Source organism: Streptomyces sp. NPDC046303 (assembly GCF_055588085.1).
Map to the genome: position 1 here is coordinate 19,445 of NZ_JBVJFA010000043.1, position 15,890 is coordinate 35,334.

Annotated in this window: 18 protein-coding genes; 11 read left to right on the forward strand and 7 right to left on the reverse strand. The window is 71.9% G+C overall.

Going from position 1 to position 15,890, the window contains the following annotated elements:
* Positions 1 to 4: 4 nt before the first annotated feature.
* Positions 5 to 682 (forward strand): response regulator transcription factor, encoded by a 678-nt coding sequence (locus ACZ6I1_RS30995; protein WP_469292218.1) that lies wholly within the window; start codon positions 5 to 7, stop codon positions 680 to 682.
* A 61-nt stretch (positions 683 to 743) separates the two neighbouring features.
* On the opposite strand, the gene ACZ6I1_RS31000 is transcribed toward ACZ6I1_RS30995, so the two are convergent.
* On the reverse strand, positions 744 to 2,126 hold the full coding sequence (locus tag ACZ6I1_RS31000; protein WP_469292219.1) for a PH domain-containing protein: 1,383 nt from the start codon (positions 2,124 to 2,126) through the stop codon (positions 744 to 746).
* Entirely contained in the window at positions 2,123 to 2,614 is a 492-nt protein-coding gene (locus ACZ6I1_RS31005; RefSeq protein WP_469292220.1) for a PH domain-containing protein, read from the reverse strand. Before ACZ6I1_RS31005 ends, ACZ6I1_RS31000 begins: the two co-directional genes overlap by 4 nt.
* Before the next feature lie 31 nt (positions 2,615 to 2,645).
* Between ACZ6I1_RS31005 and ACZ6I1_RS31010 the strand changes: the two genes are divergently transcribed.
* From ACZ6I1_RS31010 to ACZ6I1_RS31025, 4 genes are all read left to right on the forward strand, one after another.
* Positions 2,646 to 3,788, forward strand: coding sequence for an NADH-quinone oxidoreductase subunit D (locus ACZ6I1_RS31010; protein WP_469292221.1), 1,143 nt, complete (start codon positions 2,646 to 2,648; stop codon positions 3,786 to 3,788).
* A gap of 55 nt (positions 3,789 to 3,843) precedes the next feature.
* Positions 3,844 to 4,686, forward strand: coding sequence for an arylamine N-acetyltransferase family protein (locus ACZ6I1_RS31015; RefSeq protein ID WP_469292222.1), 843 nt, complete (start codon positions 3,844 to 3,846; stop codon positions 4,684 to 4,686).
* 28 nt (positions 4,687 to 4,714) lie between these two features.
* Positions 4,715 to 4,930, forward strand: coding sequence for a hypothetical protein (locus tag ACZ6I1_RS31020; RefSeq protein WP_382637860.1), 216 nt, complete (start codon positions 4,715 to 4,717; stop codon positions 4,928 to 4,930).
* A 70-nt stretch (positions 4,931 to 5,000) separates the two neighbouring features.
* Complete coding sequence (locus ACZ6I1_RS31025) at positions 5,001 to 5,336, forward strand: hypothetical protein (RefSeq protein ID WP_469292223.1); 336 nt, start codon at positions 5,001 to 5,003, stop codon at positions 5,334 to 5,336.
* 36 nt (positions 5,337 to 5,372) lie between these two features.
* Here ACZ6I1_RS31025 and ACZ6I1_RS31030 read toward each other — a convergent pair whose 3' ends face one another.
* The 4 genes from ACZ6I1_RS31030 to ACZ6I1_RS31045 form a co-directional block, all read right to left on the reverse strand.
* On the reverse strand, positions 5,373 to 6,365 hold the full coding sequence (locus ACZ6I1_RS31030) for a hypothetical protein (RefSeq protein ID WP_469292224.1): 993 nt from the start codon (positions 6,363 to 6,365) through the stop codon (positions 5,373 to 5,375).
* Positions 6,366 to 6,463: 98 nt separating this feature from the next.
* Positions 6,464 to 7,453 (reverse strand): ABC transporter substrate-binding protein, encoded by a 990-nt coding sequence (locus ACZ6I1_RS31035; protein WP_469292225.1) that lies wholly within the window; start codon positions 7,451 to 7,453, stop codon positions 6,464 to 6,466.
* 35 nt (positions 7,454 to 7,488) lie between these two features.
* Positions 7,489 to 8,163 carry an ABC transporter permease gene (locus ACZ6I1_RS31040; RefSeq protein ID WP_469292226.1) on the reverse strand — a complete coding sequence of 225 codons (675 nt, stop codon included), beginning with the start codon at positions 8,161 to 8,163 and terminating at the stop codon, positions 7,489 to 7,491.
* Positions 8,164 to 8,167: 4 nt separating this feature from the next.
* Positions 8,168 to 8,890 (reverse strand): ABC transporter permease, encoded by a 723-nt coding sequence (locus tag ACZ6I1_RS31045; protein ID WP_469292227.1) that lies wholly within the window; start codon positions 8,888 to 8,890, stop codon positions 8,168 to 8,170.
* 143 nt (positions 8,891 to 9,033) lie between these two features.
* Between ACZ6I1_RS31045 and ACZ6I1_RS31050 the strand changes: the two genes are divergently transcribed.
* The gene (locus ACZ6I1_RS31050) at positions 9,034 to 10,002 is read left to right on the forward strand and encodes an ABC transporter ATP-binding protein (protein WP_469292228.1); all 969 of its coding nucleotides are present in this window, start codon (positions 9,034 to 9,036) and stop codon (positions 10,000 to 10,002) included.
* Positions 10,003 to 10,081: 79 nt separating this feature from the next.
* Here the strand turns inward: ACZ6I1_RS31050 and ACZ6I1_RS31055 are convergent, their stop codons facing one another.
* Positions 10,082 to 11,191 (reverse strand): alpha/beta hydrolase, encoded by a 1,110-nt coding sequence (locus tag ACZ6I1_RS31055; protein WP_469292229.1) that lies wholly within the window; start codon positions 11,189 to 11,191, stop codon positions 10,082 to 10,084.
* A gap of 151 nt (positions 11,192 to 11,342) precedes the next feature.
* Between ACZ6I1_RS31055 and ACZ6I1_RS31060 the strand changes: the two genes are divergently transcribed.
* The 5 genes from ACZ6I1_RS31060 to folK all read left to right on the forward strand — a co-directional run bounded on the left by ACZ6I1_RS31060 (position 11,343) and on the right by folK (position 15,866).
* Positions 11,343 to 13,196 (forward strand): phosphatidylglycerol lysyltransferase domain-containing protein, encoded by a 1,854-nt coding sequence (locus ACZ6I1_RS31060; protein ID WP_469292230.1) that lies wholly within the window; start codon positions 11,343 to 11,345, stop codon positions 13,194 to 13,196.
* Between the two features lie 235 nt (positions 13,197 to 13,431).
* Positions 13,432 to 14,304, forward strand: coding sequence for a dihydropteroate synthase (gene folP / locus ACZ6I1_RS31065; protein WP_469292231.1), 873 nt, complete (start codon positions 13,432 to 13,434; stop codon positions 14,302 to 14,304).
* A 22-nt stretch (positions 14,305 to 14,326) separates the two neighbouring features.
* A complete protein-coding gene (locus ACZ6I1_RS31070) occupies positions 14,327 to 14,770 on the forward strand; it encodes a nuclear transport factor 2 family protein (protein WP_469292232.1) in 444 nt (147 codons plus the stop codon).
* 131 nt (positions 14,771 to 14,901) lie between these two features.
* The gene (gene folB, locus ACZ6I1_RS31075) at positions 14,902 to 15,261 is read left to right on the forward strand and encodes a dihydroneopterin aldolase (RefSeq protein ID WP_030010912.1); all 360 of its coding nucleotides are present in this window, start codon (positions 14,902 to 14,904) and stop codon (positions 15,259 to 15,261) included.
* Positions 15,258 to 15,866, forward strand: coding sequence for a 2-amino-4-hydroxy-6-hydroxymethyldihydropteridine diphosphokinase (folK, locus tag ACZ6I1_RS31080; protein ID WP_469292233.1), 609 nt, complete (start codon positions 15,258 to 15,260; stop codon positions 15,864 to 15,866). Before folB ends, folK begins: the two co-directional genes overlap by 4 nt.
* The last annotated feature ends 24 nt before the right edge of the window (positions 15,867 to 15,890 follow it).

A 15,890-nucleotide genomic window follows, 5' to 3' on the forward strand; every position in this document is an offset into this window, starting at 1 on the left:
ACGGATGTCCATCCGAGTGATGCTGGTCGACGACCAGGTGCTGCTGCGCACCGGCTTCCGCATGGTGCTCGCCGCCCAGCCGGACATGGAGGTCGTCGCCGAGGCGGGCGACGGCCTGGAGGCGCTGGAGGTGCTGCGGGCCACGAAGGTGGACGTGGTGCTGATGGACGTGCGCATGCCCAGGCTCGACGGGGTGGAGGCGACGCGGCGGATCTGTGAGCCGGAGGAGCACCCGAAGGTGATCATCCTGACCACCTTCGACCTGGACGAGTACGCGTTCTCCGGGCTGAAGGCGGGGGCGAGCGGCTTCATGCTGAAGGACGTGCCGCCGGCGGAGCTGCTGGCGGCGATCCGCTCGGTGCACAGCGGCGACGCGGTGGTCGCCCCGTCGACGACGCGGCGGCTGCTGGACCGTTTCGCCCCGATGCTGCCGACGACCACGCAGGAGCCGCAGAACAAGGAGATCGAGCGGCTGACGGAACGCGAGCGGGAGGTCATGCTGCTGGTCGCCCAGGGCCTGTCGAACGGCGAGATCGCGGCGCGGCTGGTTCTCTCCGAGGCGACGGTGAAGACCCACGTGGGCCGCATCCTGACGAAGCTGAGCCTGCGCGACCGGGTCCAGGTGGTGGTCCTGGCGTACGAGACGGGCCTGGTCCGGGCGGGCGGCGGCGCCGTCGGCTAGGGGGCGTCTGGTGGATCAGGGCCGGGGATCCGCCGGACCGGGCACCCACGCCGCGGGGTGGTCATCCGCCTTGCGTCATCCAGCGGTCCGGCCGGGCCGACGCCCGGGAGGTGCGCGAGCGCGCCGCCTGGGCGCGCAGCAGCTCGGCGGCCTCGGCCGCCGCCCGCAGCCGGGCCGTCACCGTGCCGTTGGCGCCGGTGTCCACGTGCACGTCGGCCACACCGCGGGCACGCTGCCAGGGCCCCTGGCCGAGCCGGACGCTCTGCACCTTGGCGTGCGGGACGATCTCCGTACGGCGGCACAGACGGCCGTGCCGGGCGGCGAACACGTCCGGGGAGACGGCCAGGGCGTAGCCCTTCCACCACACCGGGACCACCCAGCGCGAACCGGCCGCCGGGGAGCCGGTGAAGGACAGGGCGGCCAGGTCCACTCCCGGCAGCACCCGGGCGATCACGGCGTGCGCGGCGGCCCGGGAGGCCACCGGGACCAGGACCTCGTTCTTCGAACCCGCCACGGCCAGCTCCACCCGGACCCAGTCGCGCCGCCGCCACAGCAGCGGCTCCACGATCCGTACGCTCTGCACGCGGCCCGGCGGCACGGTCTCGTGGGCCCGGTCCAGCAGTCCGTGGTCCAGGCGCAGCCCGTCCGGGGATTCGGCGACCCGCCAGTCGTACTCGGCGAGGAAGCGGCCCGCGCTGCCCGCCCAGACCGCGCCGAGCAGCGGGAGCAGGGTGACGAGGGCCGCCCACGGGCTGGAGCTGAACCACCACACGGTGATGGGCGCGGTCAGCCCGCCGGCCAGCGCCGCCCAGACACCGAGGCTCAGCAGCAGCGATACGGCCAGATCGCGGGGGCGTACGCGCAGCAGCTCCCGTTCGGGGGCCTCGCCCAGGCGCACCGCCTCCTCGGGGGCGAACCCGGCCGCCCGGGCCAGCAGCTCGGCGCGCAGGGCCACGGCCTGCTTCTCGGAGAGGAAGGCCAGCTCGTCCTTGTCCTCGGTGCCGATGACGTCGAGGCGGAGCTTGGCGACCCCCGCGAGACGGGCCAGCAGCGGCCGGGTGACGTCCACGGCCTGGATCCGGTCGAGCCGGATGTGCGCGGTGCGCCGGAACAGCAGGCCGGTGCGGATGCGCAGCTCGGTGTCGGTCACCGAGTAGTACGTGACCCACCAGCTCAGGAAGCCGTACAGGCCGAAGACGAGGACCAGGGCGGCCAGCGCCAGGACCCGCAGCGCGGCCGGCTGGTCCGCTATCCACGCCTGCGCCTTGTCGCCCTGCTGGAGGACGATGCCGAGGGTGGCGGCGATCGGCACCCACGCGCGGCGCAGCGGGGTGAAGGGGTGCAGCCGCTGCCCCGGGCCGGACGCGGGATCGGAGGCGGGGCGGGACGCGGGATCGGACACGGGGCCGGCGACGGGGGCGGGCCCGGGCTCGGGCTCGGTCACAGGCCCGCCGACCTTGCCTGGCCGAGCTCGGTGAGCCGGTCGCGCAGCCGTTCCGCCTCGGCCGGCACCAGGCCCGGGATCTTGGCGTCCGTGGCCGCGGCGGCCGTGTGCAGCTGTACGGAGGCCAGCCCGAAGCGCCGCTCCAGCGGGCCCGAGGTCACCTCGACCAGCTGCATCCGCCCGTACGGGACCACGGTCTGCTCCCGCCACAGCACACCCCGGCTGATCAGCAGGTCGTCCGCGCGCTCGGCGTACCGCCAGGACCGCCAGTTCCGGCCGAGCATCACCCACCCCCACGCCAGGACGAGCAGCCAGACCGCCCCCAGCAGGGCCCAGGCCGGGCCGACGGCCAGGCCGGTGACGACGCCGGTCACCGCTGCCGGAATCAGCGTCCAGACCACCAGCATCGTCCGGCGCAGCCTGAGCAGACCGCCCGGCAGCCCCACCCACACGGGCCCCGCCGTCTCACCCGTTGTCCCCTTATTCATTCCTCAAGCGTAGGGCTGAGACAATGCCCGCATGACGGAGACCACGGTCGGCATCGGCGGAGCGGCGGAGAGCACCGACATGGTGCTCAACATCGGCCCCCAGCACCCTTCCACGCACGGCGTGCTGCGCCTGCGACTCGTCCTGGACGGCGAGCGGATCGTCAGTGCCGAGCCGGTGGTCGGCTATATGCACCGCGGCGCCGAGAAGCTGTTCGAGGCCCGCGACTACCGGCAGATCGTGATGCTCGCCAACCGCCACGACTGGCTGTCGGCGTTCTCGAACGAGCTCGGCGTGGTCATGGCCGTCGAGCGGATGCTCGGCATGGAGGTCCCCGAGCGGGCCGTGTGGATGCGGACGCTGCTGGCCGAGCTGAACCGGGTGCTGAACCACCTGATGTTCCTCGGCTCGTACCCCCTCGAACTGGGCGGGATCACCCCGATCTTCCACGCGTTCCGCGAGCGCGAGGAGCTCCAGGCCGTCATGGAGGAGATCTCCGGCGGCCGCATGCACTACATGTTCAACCGTGTCGGCGGCCTCAAGGAGGACCTCCCGGCCGGCTGGCTCGGCCGGGCCCGGGAGGCCATCGCCGACGTCCGCACCCGCATGGACGTCTACGACAAGCTGGTCCACGGGAACGAGATCTTCCGCGGCCGTACGCGCGGGGTCGGCGTCCTGTCCGCCGAGGCGGTGCACGCGTACGGGGTCTCCGGCCCGATCGCCCGCGCCTCCGGCGTCGACTTCGACCTGCGCCGCGACGAGCCGTACCTCGCGTACGGCGAGCTCCAGGACGTCCTGCGGGTGGTCACCCGCACCGAGGGCGACTGCCTGGCCCGCTTCGAGGTCCTGCTGGACCAGACGCACAACGCCCTCGACCTGGCCGTGGCCTGCCTGGACCGGATGGCGGAGCTCCCGCCGGGGCCGGTCAACCAGCGTCTGCCCAAGGTCCTGAAGGCCCCCGAGGGCCACACGTACGCCTGGACCGAGAACCCCCTCGGCATCAACGGCTACTACCTCGTCTCCAAGGGCGAGAAGACCCCGTACCGGCTGAAGCTGCGCAGCGCCTCGTACAACAACATCCAGGCGCTGGCCGTGTTGCTGCCCGGGACGCTGGTGGCGGACATGGTGGCGATCCTGGGCTCGCTGTTCTTCGTGGTCGGGGACATCGACAAGTAGCCAACACCACAGCCCATTTGGCGCGATCCAGGCATGTGACCCATAGGGTGATCACATGACTTCTGGCATATTCGACGCGTACTTGCGACGACTGGGCATGCCCGACCCCGGCGCGCCCTCCGCCGAAGGGCTCGCCGCCCTCCAGCGGACCCATCTGGAGCGCGTCCCCTACGAGAACATCGACATCCAGCTCGGCCGGCCGCCCGGCATCGACCCCGAGCTGTCGGCGCGCCGGTTCGCCGCCGGACACGGCGGCTACTGCTTCCACCTCAACGGGGCCTTCGCCGCGCTGCTGGCCCACCTCGGCTACGACGTCACCCGGCACGTGGGCGGCGTGTTCGAGGAGACCGGGGCGCAGGACGTCAACGGCAACCACCTCGCGCTGACCGTGCGGGTCGACGGCGAGGCCTACTTCGTCGACGTGGGACTCGGCGACGGCCCCCACGAACCGCTGCCGCTGCGCGAGGGCTCCTACGAGCAGGGCGGCTTCTCCTACCGGCTGGAACGGCTGGCCGGGCCGGTGGAGGGCTGGAGCTACCACAACCCGGGAAGCCCCTTCCCCCTCATGAACTTCCGGTCGGCCCCGGCCGGCATGGACGCGTTCGAGGCGGAGCACCTGAAGCTGTCCACCGCCGAGGACTCCTCCTTCGTGCGCACCCTGGCGCTGCTGCGCCGGGACGCCGAGTCCATCGACATCATGCGCGGGCGGATCCTGACCCGGGTCGACGCGGTCAAGGGGCCGAGCGACCGGGAACTGGCCACCCCTGAGGAGTTCTACGAGGCCGTCTCCACCGTCTTCGGGCGGGAGCTGGACGATCTGACGCCGGCGGACCGCACGGCCCTGTGGGACCGGGTGAGCCGGGCCCACGAGGCATGGCTGGCCTCCCGGCAGGGCTGATGTCGGTGCGGCGGGGCAGACTTGGGGCATGTCCCACTCCCCCCGCCGCGCCTGCCCCGCCTGCGGCCGCGACTGCGCCGTGACCGCAGGCCGGATCGCCCGCCACGACCCGCCGGCCGGGCGGGGCCGCGGCGACCTGGTGTCCTGCCCCGGCTCGCGGGCCCGCGTGGTGCTCGGCGCCTCGGCGCCGACCCTGGACGGTTTCGTCCTCGGACCGCATCCGGGGCAGTTGCCCCTGTTCTGAGTACGGATGCCCGCGCGGGCCGAGTACCCGCGCGGATCTGCGTACGGCGGCCGCGGGACAGGATGGCCGCATGTCCTGGAAGCCACAGCCCGCCACCGCGTCCGCGCCCCAGTCCGAGGACGCGGCCCGGATCCGGACGCGCGCGGTCGTCGCCGCGCTGCTGTTCCCGCCCGTCCTGTTCGTCGCGAAGATCCTGGTGCTGGCCACCGACAGGGGCGGCCGGTGCTTCGTGAACGACATCGACTGCGCGCCGTTCCCGGGCACGGTCTTCGCAACCCTGCTCGTCGCCCTGGCGGTGGCCTTCGTCGCGGCGCTGGCCGCGCCGGTTCGGGCGGCCCGGTTCGCGCTGTGGGGCCAACTCCTGCTGGAGGCCGTGGCCGTGGTGCTCGTCCTGGCGTTTCCCTGACCTGGCCTGACCTGACCTGGCCAGGCGGCTGTCCCGCTAGGAGATCGCGGTGCGCAGCCGGGCCACGTCGATCGGCTCGGTCTCGTCGTGGGCCGTCAGGTCGATGACCTGGCCCGCCGCGGGCGCCTCGTCCGGCGCCGCTTCGGCGGCCGGCTCGGCGTCGGCCCCGGCGGCCGGGGTGCGCGCCGCCTCCGCCTCGTGGACCGCGAGGGCCTCCGCGCCGACCACGTCCGCCAGGTCCTCGTTCTGGACCGCCTCGATGGCCGCGCGGGCCTGTGCCGCGTTCTTGGTGCCGAAGAAGTCGAAGCCGCCCTCGGCGCGGGAGGCGGTCCGCTGCTGGGCCGCGTACGGGGCCACCGCCGCGGCCGGCCGGCGGGCCGGAACCGAGGCCGCGGGGACGGGCGCGGGGGAAGGCGCGGCCGCGGGTGCCGGCAGCGCCCGGGTCTTCGTCCTGCGGGCCAGCGCGCCCATCGCCGCGTGGGCCCGGGCGTAGCCGACCGCGGTGGGCGCCCCCGCCGAGGTGCGCTCCTCGGAGCCCGTGGTGAGCTCCTTGCGAGCCGCGGCCGTGCCCGCGTTGGCCTCGATGGCCAGCAGCCGGCGGCCCTCCAGGGCGCTGGCGCGCTCGGTCTCGGCGGTCGCGTACCGCCGCAGCAGCGAGGCGTGTTCGCCGCGCAGCCCGGCCAGTTCGACGCGCTTGGCGCGCAGCTTCGCGTCCAGCTTGGCGCGCAGCAGCCGGGCCTCTTCGAGGTCGGATTCGAGCTCGGCTATCCGCTCGTCCGTCTTCCACTCGTCCTTGACCCGCTCGCGCGCCAGCTCCGCGACGCGGCGGCCCGCCGAACGGTCCCAGGCGCGCATCACCACGGCGCCCGCGACCCCGGCGGCGGCCGTGAGGCCCACGAGCAGCCTCAGCGCCACTGGTTCCGCGAGCAGCCAGGCCGCGCCGGCACTGGCGAGGGACACACCGGCGACGGCCGTCGGCGTGAGCAGCCGGTGCAGGGGTTCGGGATTGCGGTGGCGTCCACGGGGCATGGCCTGAAATTTACAGGGCGTGGGGGCCATGTGGGGTACCCGCCCGGCAATCTCTTGCCGGGCAGTTGTCCCGCAATTCCCCGTCAACCCGGTAACCGCTACTTCTTCAGAAGGCCCTTGGACTCCAGGTAGGCCTTCGCCACGTCCGCCGGCTTGGTGCGCTCGGCGTCCACCTTGCGGTTCAGGTCCACCAGGTCGGCCGTCGTGAGCGCCTGCGTCAACGCGCCCAGCGCGGCGGCGATCTCGGGGGCGCCCGCGTCCTTGGCGTTGACCACGGGCAGCACGTTGTCGGCGTTCTGGAGCTTCTTGTCGTCCTCGAGCAGGACCAGACCGTAGCTGTCGAGCGTGGCGTCCGTGGTGGTGGTCAGCACCAGCTGGTCCGCACCGTCCTTCACCGCCTGCTTGGCCTGCGGGGTGCCGACACCCTTGGGATCAATACCGGAAACCTGGATTCCGTACGTCTTCGTCAACCCGGGAGCGCAGAAGGGCCGGACGGCGCATTCGTCACCCGCCGCGATCTTCACCTTCAGTCCCGACTTTCCAAGATCGGAAAGCGACTTCAGGTTGTTCTTCCGGGCGAATTCCCCGGTCACCGCGAAGGCGTTCTGGTCGACCGCCGCGCCCGCGGGCAGCGCCTTGAGGCCGAGCGGGGCCGCGAGCTTCTCCAGGGCCGCCACCGTGGCCGTGGCGTCGCTCGACGCGACCGGCTTCTCCTCCGGCGCCTTGGGGCCGTTCACCTTGGCGTTCAGGAACTCCGCGAGGGTGGCCGCGTACTCCGGGACGACGTCGATCTCGCCCTTCTCCAGCGACGGTTCGTACAGCTCGCGGTTGTTGACCGTCTTGATCGACGTGCTGTAGCCGGCGTCCCTGAGGACCTGCGCGTACAGCTCGGCCAGCACGTTGGACTCGGTGAACCCGGCCGCACCGATCACCAGGGCGCCCTTGCCGCCCCCGGCGGAAGACGCGGAGGAGGAGGCCGAGCCGCCGTCCTTGCTCTTCTCCAGGCTGTCGCCGCCGCACGCGGCCAGCGACACCGTCAGGGCGAGGCCGCCCAGGGACGCGCCGAGGACGCGGGTGGACTTGCTCATGGAGACACTCCGTTCGAAGCGGGGAAAGGGATCGGTCAGCGGGACGCGGCGCCCGCCGGCCGCGGCAGCAGCCGGTCGGCCGCCACCAGGGCGCCTTCCACCAGCAGGGCCAGCGCCGCCACCAGCAGGGCGCCGGCGACGACCTGCGCGGTGTTGTACGTGTTGAATCCGGCGGTGATGATCCGGCCGAGGCCGCCCTGGCCGACCATCGCCGCGATCGTGGCCGTGGCGATCACCTGGACGGCGCCCGAGCGCAGGCCGGTCATCACCAGGCCCCGGGCGAGCGGCAGCTCCACCCGGAAGAAGAGCTGGCCGCCGGACATGCCCATGCCCCGGGCGGCCTCCACGACCGAGCGGTCCACCTCGCGCATGCCGACGTACGCGTTCGTCAGCAGCGGCGGAACGGCGAACAGCACGAGCGCGGCGATGGTGGGCAGATGCCCCGCGTTGCGCAGCGGGGACACCATGAACAGGGCCAGCACCGCGAAAACGGGCACGGCCCGGCCGGCGTTGGAGATGTTGACCGCGAGGGCGCCGCCCTTGCCGAGGTGGCCGAGGAACAGGCCGACGGGCAGGGCCACCGCGCAGGCGATCGCCAGGGCGATCCCGCTGACGTAGACGTGCTCGCCCAGCCGGTGCCAGACGCCGCTCTCCCCCGACCAGTTGGCGCCGTCCGCCAGCCAGTCCCAGGCCCCTCCCAGGACGCCCATCGCCTCAGGCCTCCTTCACGAGCCGGGCGGTGCGCGGGGCTCGCGGAGTACGGGTGGTGCGGGCGGTTCGGGTCCACGGCGTCAGCAGCCGCTGCACACCGAGCAGCAGCAGATCGGCTGCGAGCGCGAGGAGCACGCACAGCACCGAGGCGGTGAGCACCTGGGCCTTGAAGGAGCTGTTCACGGCCGGGGCGATGAGATTGCCGAGACCGCCCTTGCCGACGATGGAGCCCACCGTGGTCAGCGCCACCGTGGAGACCGTGGCGATCCGTACCCCGGCGAGCAGCGCGGGCAGCGCCAGGGGCAGTTCGACCTGCCACAGCAGCCGCCCGGGGCCGTACCCCATGCCGCGCGCGGCCTCCCGCACCTCTTCGGGGACGGCTTCCAGTCCGGCCAGCACGTTGCGGACCAGGATGGTCAGCGAGTACAGCACGAGACCGGTCACCACCAGCGCCGCCGAGAGCCCGAACACGGGCAGCAGCAGGGAGAACATGGCGAGCGAGGGGATCGTGTAGAGCAGGGTGGTGAAGGCGAGCACGGGCGCCGCCCAGCCGCGGCCGCGGCGGGCCAGCAGGGCGAGCGGCAGCGACACGGCGACGCCGATGACGACCGATACGCCGGTGATCCAGACGTGTTCGAGGGTGGCGTCGGTGAGCTCCTGGGAGCGCGAGGAAACGTACTCCCAGCAGATCCAGTCGTTCGCCACCAGGCAGTTCTGCCCGGCCATCCCCCACCCCCCGTCATCGACGCGCGTACCAGGCCGACCCTAACCCCCCGCACCGACAACGGCCGGAACCCTTCGCAGCGACGTAACACTCTCCTCATGAATCCTTCGCCGGTCAGGGCGAGCGGGTAGGGAAGGATGGCGGTGTGATCCGATTCGAGCACGTGACCAAGCGCTACCCCGACGGGACGACGGCCGTCGACGACCTGTCCTTCGACGTGGCGGAGGGTGAGCTGGTCACGCTCGTGGGACCGTCCGGCTGCGGCAAGACGACCACGATGAAGATGGTCAACCGCCTCATCGAGCCGACCTCCGGCCGGATCCTGCTCGGCGGCGAGGACATCTCCGCCGCCGATCCGGTCGAACTGCGCCGCCGGATCGGATACGTCATCCAGCAGGTCGGGCTGTTCCCCCACAAAACGGTGCTGGAGAACACGGCGACCGTGCCCCAGCTGATCGGCACCCCCAGGGCCAAGGCCCGCGCACGGGCGGCGGAGCTGCTCGAACTGGTGGGCCTGGACCCGGCCGTGTACGGGGGCCGGTACCCGCAGCAGCTGTCGGGCGGGCAGCGCCAGCGCGTCGGCGTGGCCCGCGCGCTCGCCGCCGATCCGCCGGTGCTGCTGATGGACGAGCCGTTCGGCGCGGTGGACCCGGTGGTGCGCGAGCGGCTGCAGAACGAGTTCCTGACGCTGCAGAAGACGGTGCGCAAGACGATCCTGCTGGTCACCCACGACCTGGAGGAGGCGATCCGGCTCGGCGACCGCATGGCGGTGTACGGGGCGGGCACCATCGAGCAGTTCGCCGGCCCTGCGGCGGTGCTCGCCGCGCCGGCCACCGACTACGTGGCCTCGTTCGTCGGGGCGGACCGGGGGCTCAAGCGGCTCGCGGTCACCGCGCTGGGAACGGCCGACCTGACGGCGGTGGACGGTGGTTCCCCGGCCCCGGCGGCGGCCGTGGAACTGGGGGCGACGCTGCGCGAGGCGCTCTCGGCCCTGCTCCAGGAGGACTCGGGCCGGATCGGGGTCACGGACCCGGACTCCGGCGAACTGGTCGGCGTACTGACCCCGGCGGGCGTCCACCGGGCCCTGCGCCGGGCGCAGCTGCAAGGGACATGAGAACGGCGAAGGGCCCGACCGCTCTCGTATCCCGCGGTCGGGCCCTTCCTGCTGCTCTGCTGTGCGTGCCGTCCGGCCGTCAGGCCTGGATGCGGCCGCTCATCCACACCAGCATCGGCGGGATCTCGCGGCGCCACGTGTTGAAGTTGTGGCCGCCGCTGTCGAGGATGATCGAGGAGACCCGGTCCGGGCCCTTGACCGCCTTGACGAACTTCTTGGTGTCGGCGAGGTTCGGTTCGCCGATCTCGCTGCTGGTGACGAGGAAGGACGTACCGGTCGGCTTCTTGTTCTGGATGCTCGTCAGGACGTTGGCGCGCTGCTTCAGCTTGTCGTCCCCGTGGAACAGGTCGCCGGTCGTCGGGTCGTCGGGTGCGTCGTAGTACGCGGACAGGCCCGCAGCGGCGCCGAAGGTCTCCGGGTAGTGCGCGGCGATCTTCAGGGCGCAGTAACCGCCGGTGGAATTGCCGATGAAGCCCATGTTCTGGGGCTCCTTGCCCACCCGGAAGGTGTCCTGGATGGCCTGAGGCAGGTCCACGCCGAAGAAGGTCTCGGTCTGCGGTCCGCCGGGTATGTCCACGCACTCGGTGTCACGCGGAGGCGCGACGGTCGGCCGCAGCATGACCAGGATCATCGGCTTCATCTTGCCCGCCTTGGACAGGCTGAAGGCCTTCATCGGGTAGTCGAGCCCTTTGATCAGGTTCTCGGCGGTGCCCGGGTACCCGGTCAGGACGATGGACGCCGGAAAGTTCTCGTCCTTGTGCTGCGGCTGGAAGTACTCCGGCGGGAGCCACACGTAGCCGGGACTCGATATCTTCGACTTCTGCCCGGAGATGGCAACCTTCAGGATCTGTCCGCCGACCTGGGGCTTGGCGCCGCCGGGCACGTCCAGCTTCTGCTTGTCGACGACCTTGATGTCCTTGCTGCTCATCGAGTGGTCGACGACCTTGCCCATGGACGTCTCCCGGCCCAACAGGTCGGCCCAGGATCCGTAGAAGAGGAACGACTTGTTGGCTGCGAGGCCCACGGCCGAGAACAGCGCCAGCTGGGTCGCCAGCAGGAGTCCGATCCGGCCGGCGAACGCGCGCCAGGTGCGGCCCGAGAGCCTCGGCCAGAACCAGACCGTGGCGGCGAAGAGCAGCACACCGGCGAGGACGGCCAGCGCCAGAACCGTATTACTGGTGAGACCCATGAGCAGTCAGTCGACTTTCTGATGGCAGGACCGGAAATTTCCGACGGAAGAGTGAACCCGCTCCCCGTCACTGTCGTCCTAATGGACGCACCACACCCGGAGGCTGTCGCGGCCTTCGGCCACTTGATCTCTCGCGGAGCAACGGGAAGCGATGTCTAGCAGGATAGATGGCGATAAGTCCGGACAGGTTCCGAAGCGGGTCCGCCGAATCCTCCGCGGGCCACGACCGGAGACCGTGCCCGGCCTCGTAGGTTCGGCCGTCATGATCGTCGGCCTTCTGGACATCGCGGCGGGCGTCTTCCCGCGGTTCCGGCACAGCCGGATCCACGCCGTGACCGAGGTGCTGCCCGGTTCCCTGGGCCCCTTCGCCGCCGCCCTGTCCATCAGCGCGGGCGTGCTGCTCCTGCTGCTCGCCCACGGGCTGAAGCGGCACAAGCGGCGGGCCTGGCGGGCCGCCGTGGTCCTGCTGCCCGCGGGCGCCGCGGCGCAGTTCACCTACCGGCACTCGATCATCGGCGTGATCATCGCGGCGGTGCTCCTCGCCCTGCTGCTGCGCCACCAGAGCGAATTCAAGGCCCTGCCGGACCCGCGCAGCCGCTGGAAGGCGCTCGCGAACTTCGTCCTCATGAGCGCCGGTTCCATCGGCCTCGGCCTGGTCATCGTCAACGTCCACCCGGGCAAGGTCGTCGGCAACCCCGGCCTGTACGAGCAGATCACGCACGTGGTCTACGGGCTCTTCGGCTTCGAGGGCCCCGTCGACTACGCCGGCCGGGTGTCCTGGACCGTCGGCTACTCCCTCGGCGCCCTCGGCATGCTGACCGCGCTCACCACCATCTACCTGGCCTTCCGCCCCGAACACCCGGCCGCCCGGCTGACCGCCGACGACGAGGCCAAGCTGCGCGGCCTCCTCGACAAGCACGGCGGCCGCGACTCCCTGGGCCACTTCGCGCTCCGCCGCGACAAGGCCGTCGTCTTCTCCCCCAGCGGCAAGGCGGCCGTCACCTACCGCGTCGTGTCCGGCGTGATGCTCGCTTCCGGCGACCCCATCGGCGACGTCGAGGCCTGGCCCGGCGCCATCGAGCGGTTCATGGAAGAAGCCAAGATCCACTCCTGGACCCCGGCCGTCATGGGATGCAGCGAGACCGGCGGCGAGGTCTGGACCCGCGAGACCGGCCTGGACGCGCTGGAGCTGGGTGACGAGGCGATTGTCGATGTCAAAGACTTCTCCCTGTCGGGCCGCGCCATGCGCAATGTCCGCCAAATGGTGAAGCGCATCGAGCGCAACGGCTACACCACCAAGGTCCGCCGGGTCAGCGAACTCACCGAAACCGAGCTCGAACAGGTGCGCGGCGCCGCCGAGGCCTGGCGCGGCACCGACACCGAGCGCGGCTTCTCCATGGCCCTGGGCCGGGTCGGCGACCCGGGCGACGGCGACTGCTTCATCGCGACCGCCCACCGCGTCGAGGAGGGCGACACCAGCCCCTTCGGCGACCTCAAGGCGATCCAGCACTTCGTCCCCTGGGGCAAGGACGGCATGTCGCTGGAGCTGATGCGCCGCGACCGCTCCGCCGACCCGGGCATGAACGAGCTGCTGATCGTGGCCTCCCTGGAGGCCGCCCCCTCGCTCGGCATCGAGAAGGTCTCCCTGAACTTCGCGATGTTCCGCTCGGCCCTGGCCCGCGGCGAGAAGATCGGCGCCGGCCCGGTGCTGCGGATGTGGCGGAACCTGCTGGTCTTCCTGTCCCGCTGGTTCCAGATCGAGTCGCTGTACAAGTTCAACGCCAAGTTCCGCCCCCGCTGGGAGCCCCGCTTCGTGGTCTTCCGCACGACCCGCGACCTGCCCCGCATCGGCTTCGCCGCGATGCAGGCCGAGGGCTTCGTGACGCTGGCGCTGCCCCGGCTCTTCGCCAGCCGCCGCCGTCCCAAGCCGCTCCGCACGTGCGCGCACCAGCACACCCCGGCCACGGTCCCCGCGAAGGTCGAACGCGAGGTCCAGGCGGCCTGAGCCCGGACGGGGCGGGCTGCGGGGGGCCGCTGCGCGGAGCCGTCCCCTGCCCGCCCTTCCACCGTTCCCCGGGCTCTGCCCGGGCCCGTCCTCAAACGCCGACGGGCTGAAAAGATCAGCCTCGCCGGCGTTTGAGGCGCGGGGGCCGGGGGGGCGGAGCCCCCTAGCGGGCGCGGCTCCGCGCAGGGGACCCCGCGCAACCGCCCGGCCAGGGCAGGGGCTCTACCCTGAACCCATGAACAGCAACCGCGGTCCGGCCCCCAGGGGCCAGGTCACAGGCCTGCCCGACTGGGACCGCTGCGCGGTCATGGGCGTCGTCAACGTCACCCCCGACTCCTTCTCCGACGGCGGCCGCTGGTTCGACACGACCGCGGCCGTCAAGCGCGGCCTCGACCTCGCCGCCCAGGGAGCCGACCTCATCGACGTCGGCGGCGAGTCCACCCGGCCGGGCGCCACCCGCGTCGACGAGGAGGAGGAGCTGCGCCGGGTCGTCCCCGTCGTGCGCGGCCTGGCCTCCGAGGGCGTCACCGTCTCCGTGGACACCATGCGCGCCTCCGTCGCCGCCCGGGCCGTCGCCGCCGGCGCGCTCCTGGTCAACGACGTCAGCGGCGGACTCGCCGACCCCGGCATGATCCCGGCGGTCGCCGCCGCCGAGGTGCCGTTCGTGGTGATGCACTGGCGCGGCTTCAGCGACGGCATGAACAGCCTCGCCGTCTACGGGGACGTCCTCGCCGAGGTCACCGCCGAGCTCCGGACCCGCATCGACGCGGTCGTGACCGGCGGGATCGCCCCCGAGCGGCTCCTCGTCGACCCCGGACTGGGCTTCGCGAAGAACGCCGAGCACGACCTGGCCCTCGTGGCCCACCTTCCCGAGCTGCGCGCCCTCGGCTTCCCGCTGCTGGTCGCCGCCTCGCGGAAGCGTTTCCTCGGCCGGGTCCTGGCCGGCGGCACCGACGCCGCCCCGCCGCCCGCCCGCGAGCGCGACGCCGCCACGGCCGCCGTCTCGGCCATCGCGGCCCACCAGGGCGCCTGGGCCGTACGGGTCCACGAGGTACGGGCCACCGCGGACGCGGTTCGGGTGGCCCGGGCCGTGGAAGGAGCGCTGTGACCACAGACCGAGAAGGAGCCTTGTGAGCAGAACCGACATCGAAGCGGTCGAAGAGGTCAACACGGCCTTCTACGAGGCCATGGAGCGGGGGGACTTCGACCTGCTGTCGGCACTCTGGCTCGATGACGAGATCTCCTGCGTGCACCCGGGCTGGCCGGTCCTGTCCGGCCGCGGCGAGGTGCTGCGCTCGTACGCGCTGATCATGTCCCACACCGACTACATCCAGTTCTTCCTCACCGACACCAAAGTGGCCGTCATCGGCGACACCGCCCTGGTGACGTGCACGGAGAACATCCTCAGCGGCGGGCCCGCCGAGGACGGCGGCGAGCTCGGCCCGCTCGTGGGCCAGCTGGTCGTCGCCACGAATGTGTTCCGACGCACATCCGAGGGCTGGCGCCTGTGGTCCCACCACGGTTCCCCGGTGCTCACGGAGTCCGACGAGGACGAAGAGGACGACGCCTCCTGACCCCTCCGGCGGGGTCCGGAGTATTTCGCAGGTAAATTCGAAGTCGGACGACGCCGACCGCACTCGGCGTAGGCCCATGGCCCCGGGGAGTCCCGGGACCGGAAGAACCTACGAAAGCAGGAGTGATTCGCGTGGATCGTGTCGCGCTGCGCGGCCTCAAGGCTCGCGGGCACCACGGCGTCTTCCCCCGGGAGCGCGAGGAGGGCCAGACCTTCATCGTCGACCTGGTGCTGCACCTCGATACCCGACCCGCGGCGGCCGGAGACGACCTGGCGAAGACCGTGCACTACGGTGTCGTCGCCGAAGAGGTCGTCGACGTGGTCCAGGGAGAGCCCGTGGACCTGATCGAGACCCTTGCCGAGCGGATCGCCCAGCAGTGCCTCAAGCACGAAGCGGTGGCGCAGGTGGAGGTCGTCGTCCACAAGCCGGACGCGCCCATCACCGTCCCCTTCGACGACGTGACCATCACGATCACCCGGAGCCGCGCATGAACAACGGACTGAACGCACAGAGCGACCCCACCGTCCAGCCGGTCCCCGCCTCGGTCGTCCAGACCGTCGACGCGGCGGACACCACCCTGTCCAACCCGAAATGGGCCGTGATCGCGCTCGGCGCGAACCTGGGCAACCGGCTGGAGACCCTGCAGGGCGCCATCGACGCCCTCGGCGACACCCCGGGCCTGCGGGTCAAGGCCGTCTCCCCCGTCTACGAGACCGAGCCGTGGGGCGTCGCGCCCGGCTCGCAGCCCGCGTACTTCAACGCGGTGGTCAAGGTACGGACCACCCTGCCCCCGTCCTCGCTGCTGGAGCGCGGCCAGGCCATCGAAGAGGCCTTCGATCGTGTCCGCGAGGAGCGCTGGGGCCCGCGCACGATCGACGTCGACATCGTCGCGTACGCGGACGTCGTCTCCGACGACCCCGTCCTCACCCTTCCGCACCCGCGCGCCCACCAGCGCGCCTTCGTGCTGGCCCCGTGGCACGACATCGACCCCGAGGCCCAGATCCCGGGCCAGGGAGGCATCGGCCCGCTGCTGGCCGGAATCGGTCTCACCGGCGTCACGCCGCGCCCCGACCTGGAACTCCGCCTGCCGGAGTAGTCGTTAACCTGTGGACTGCTGACG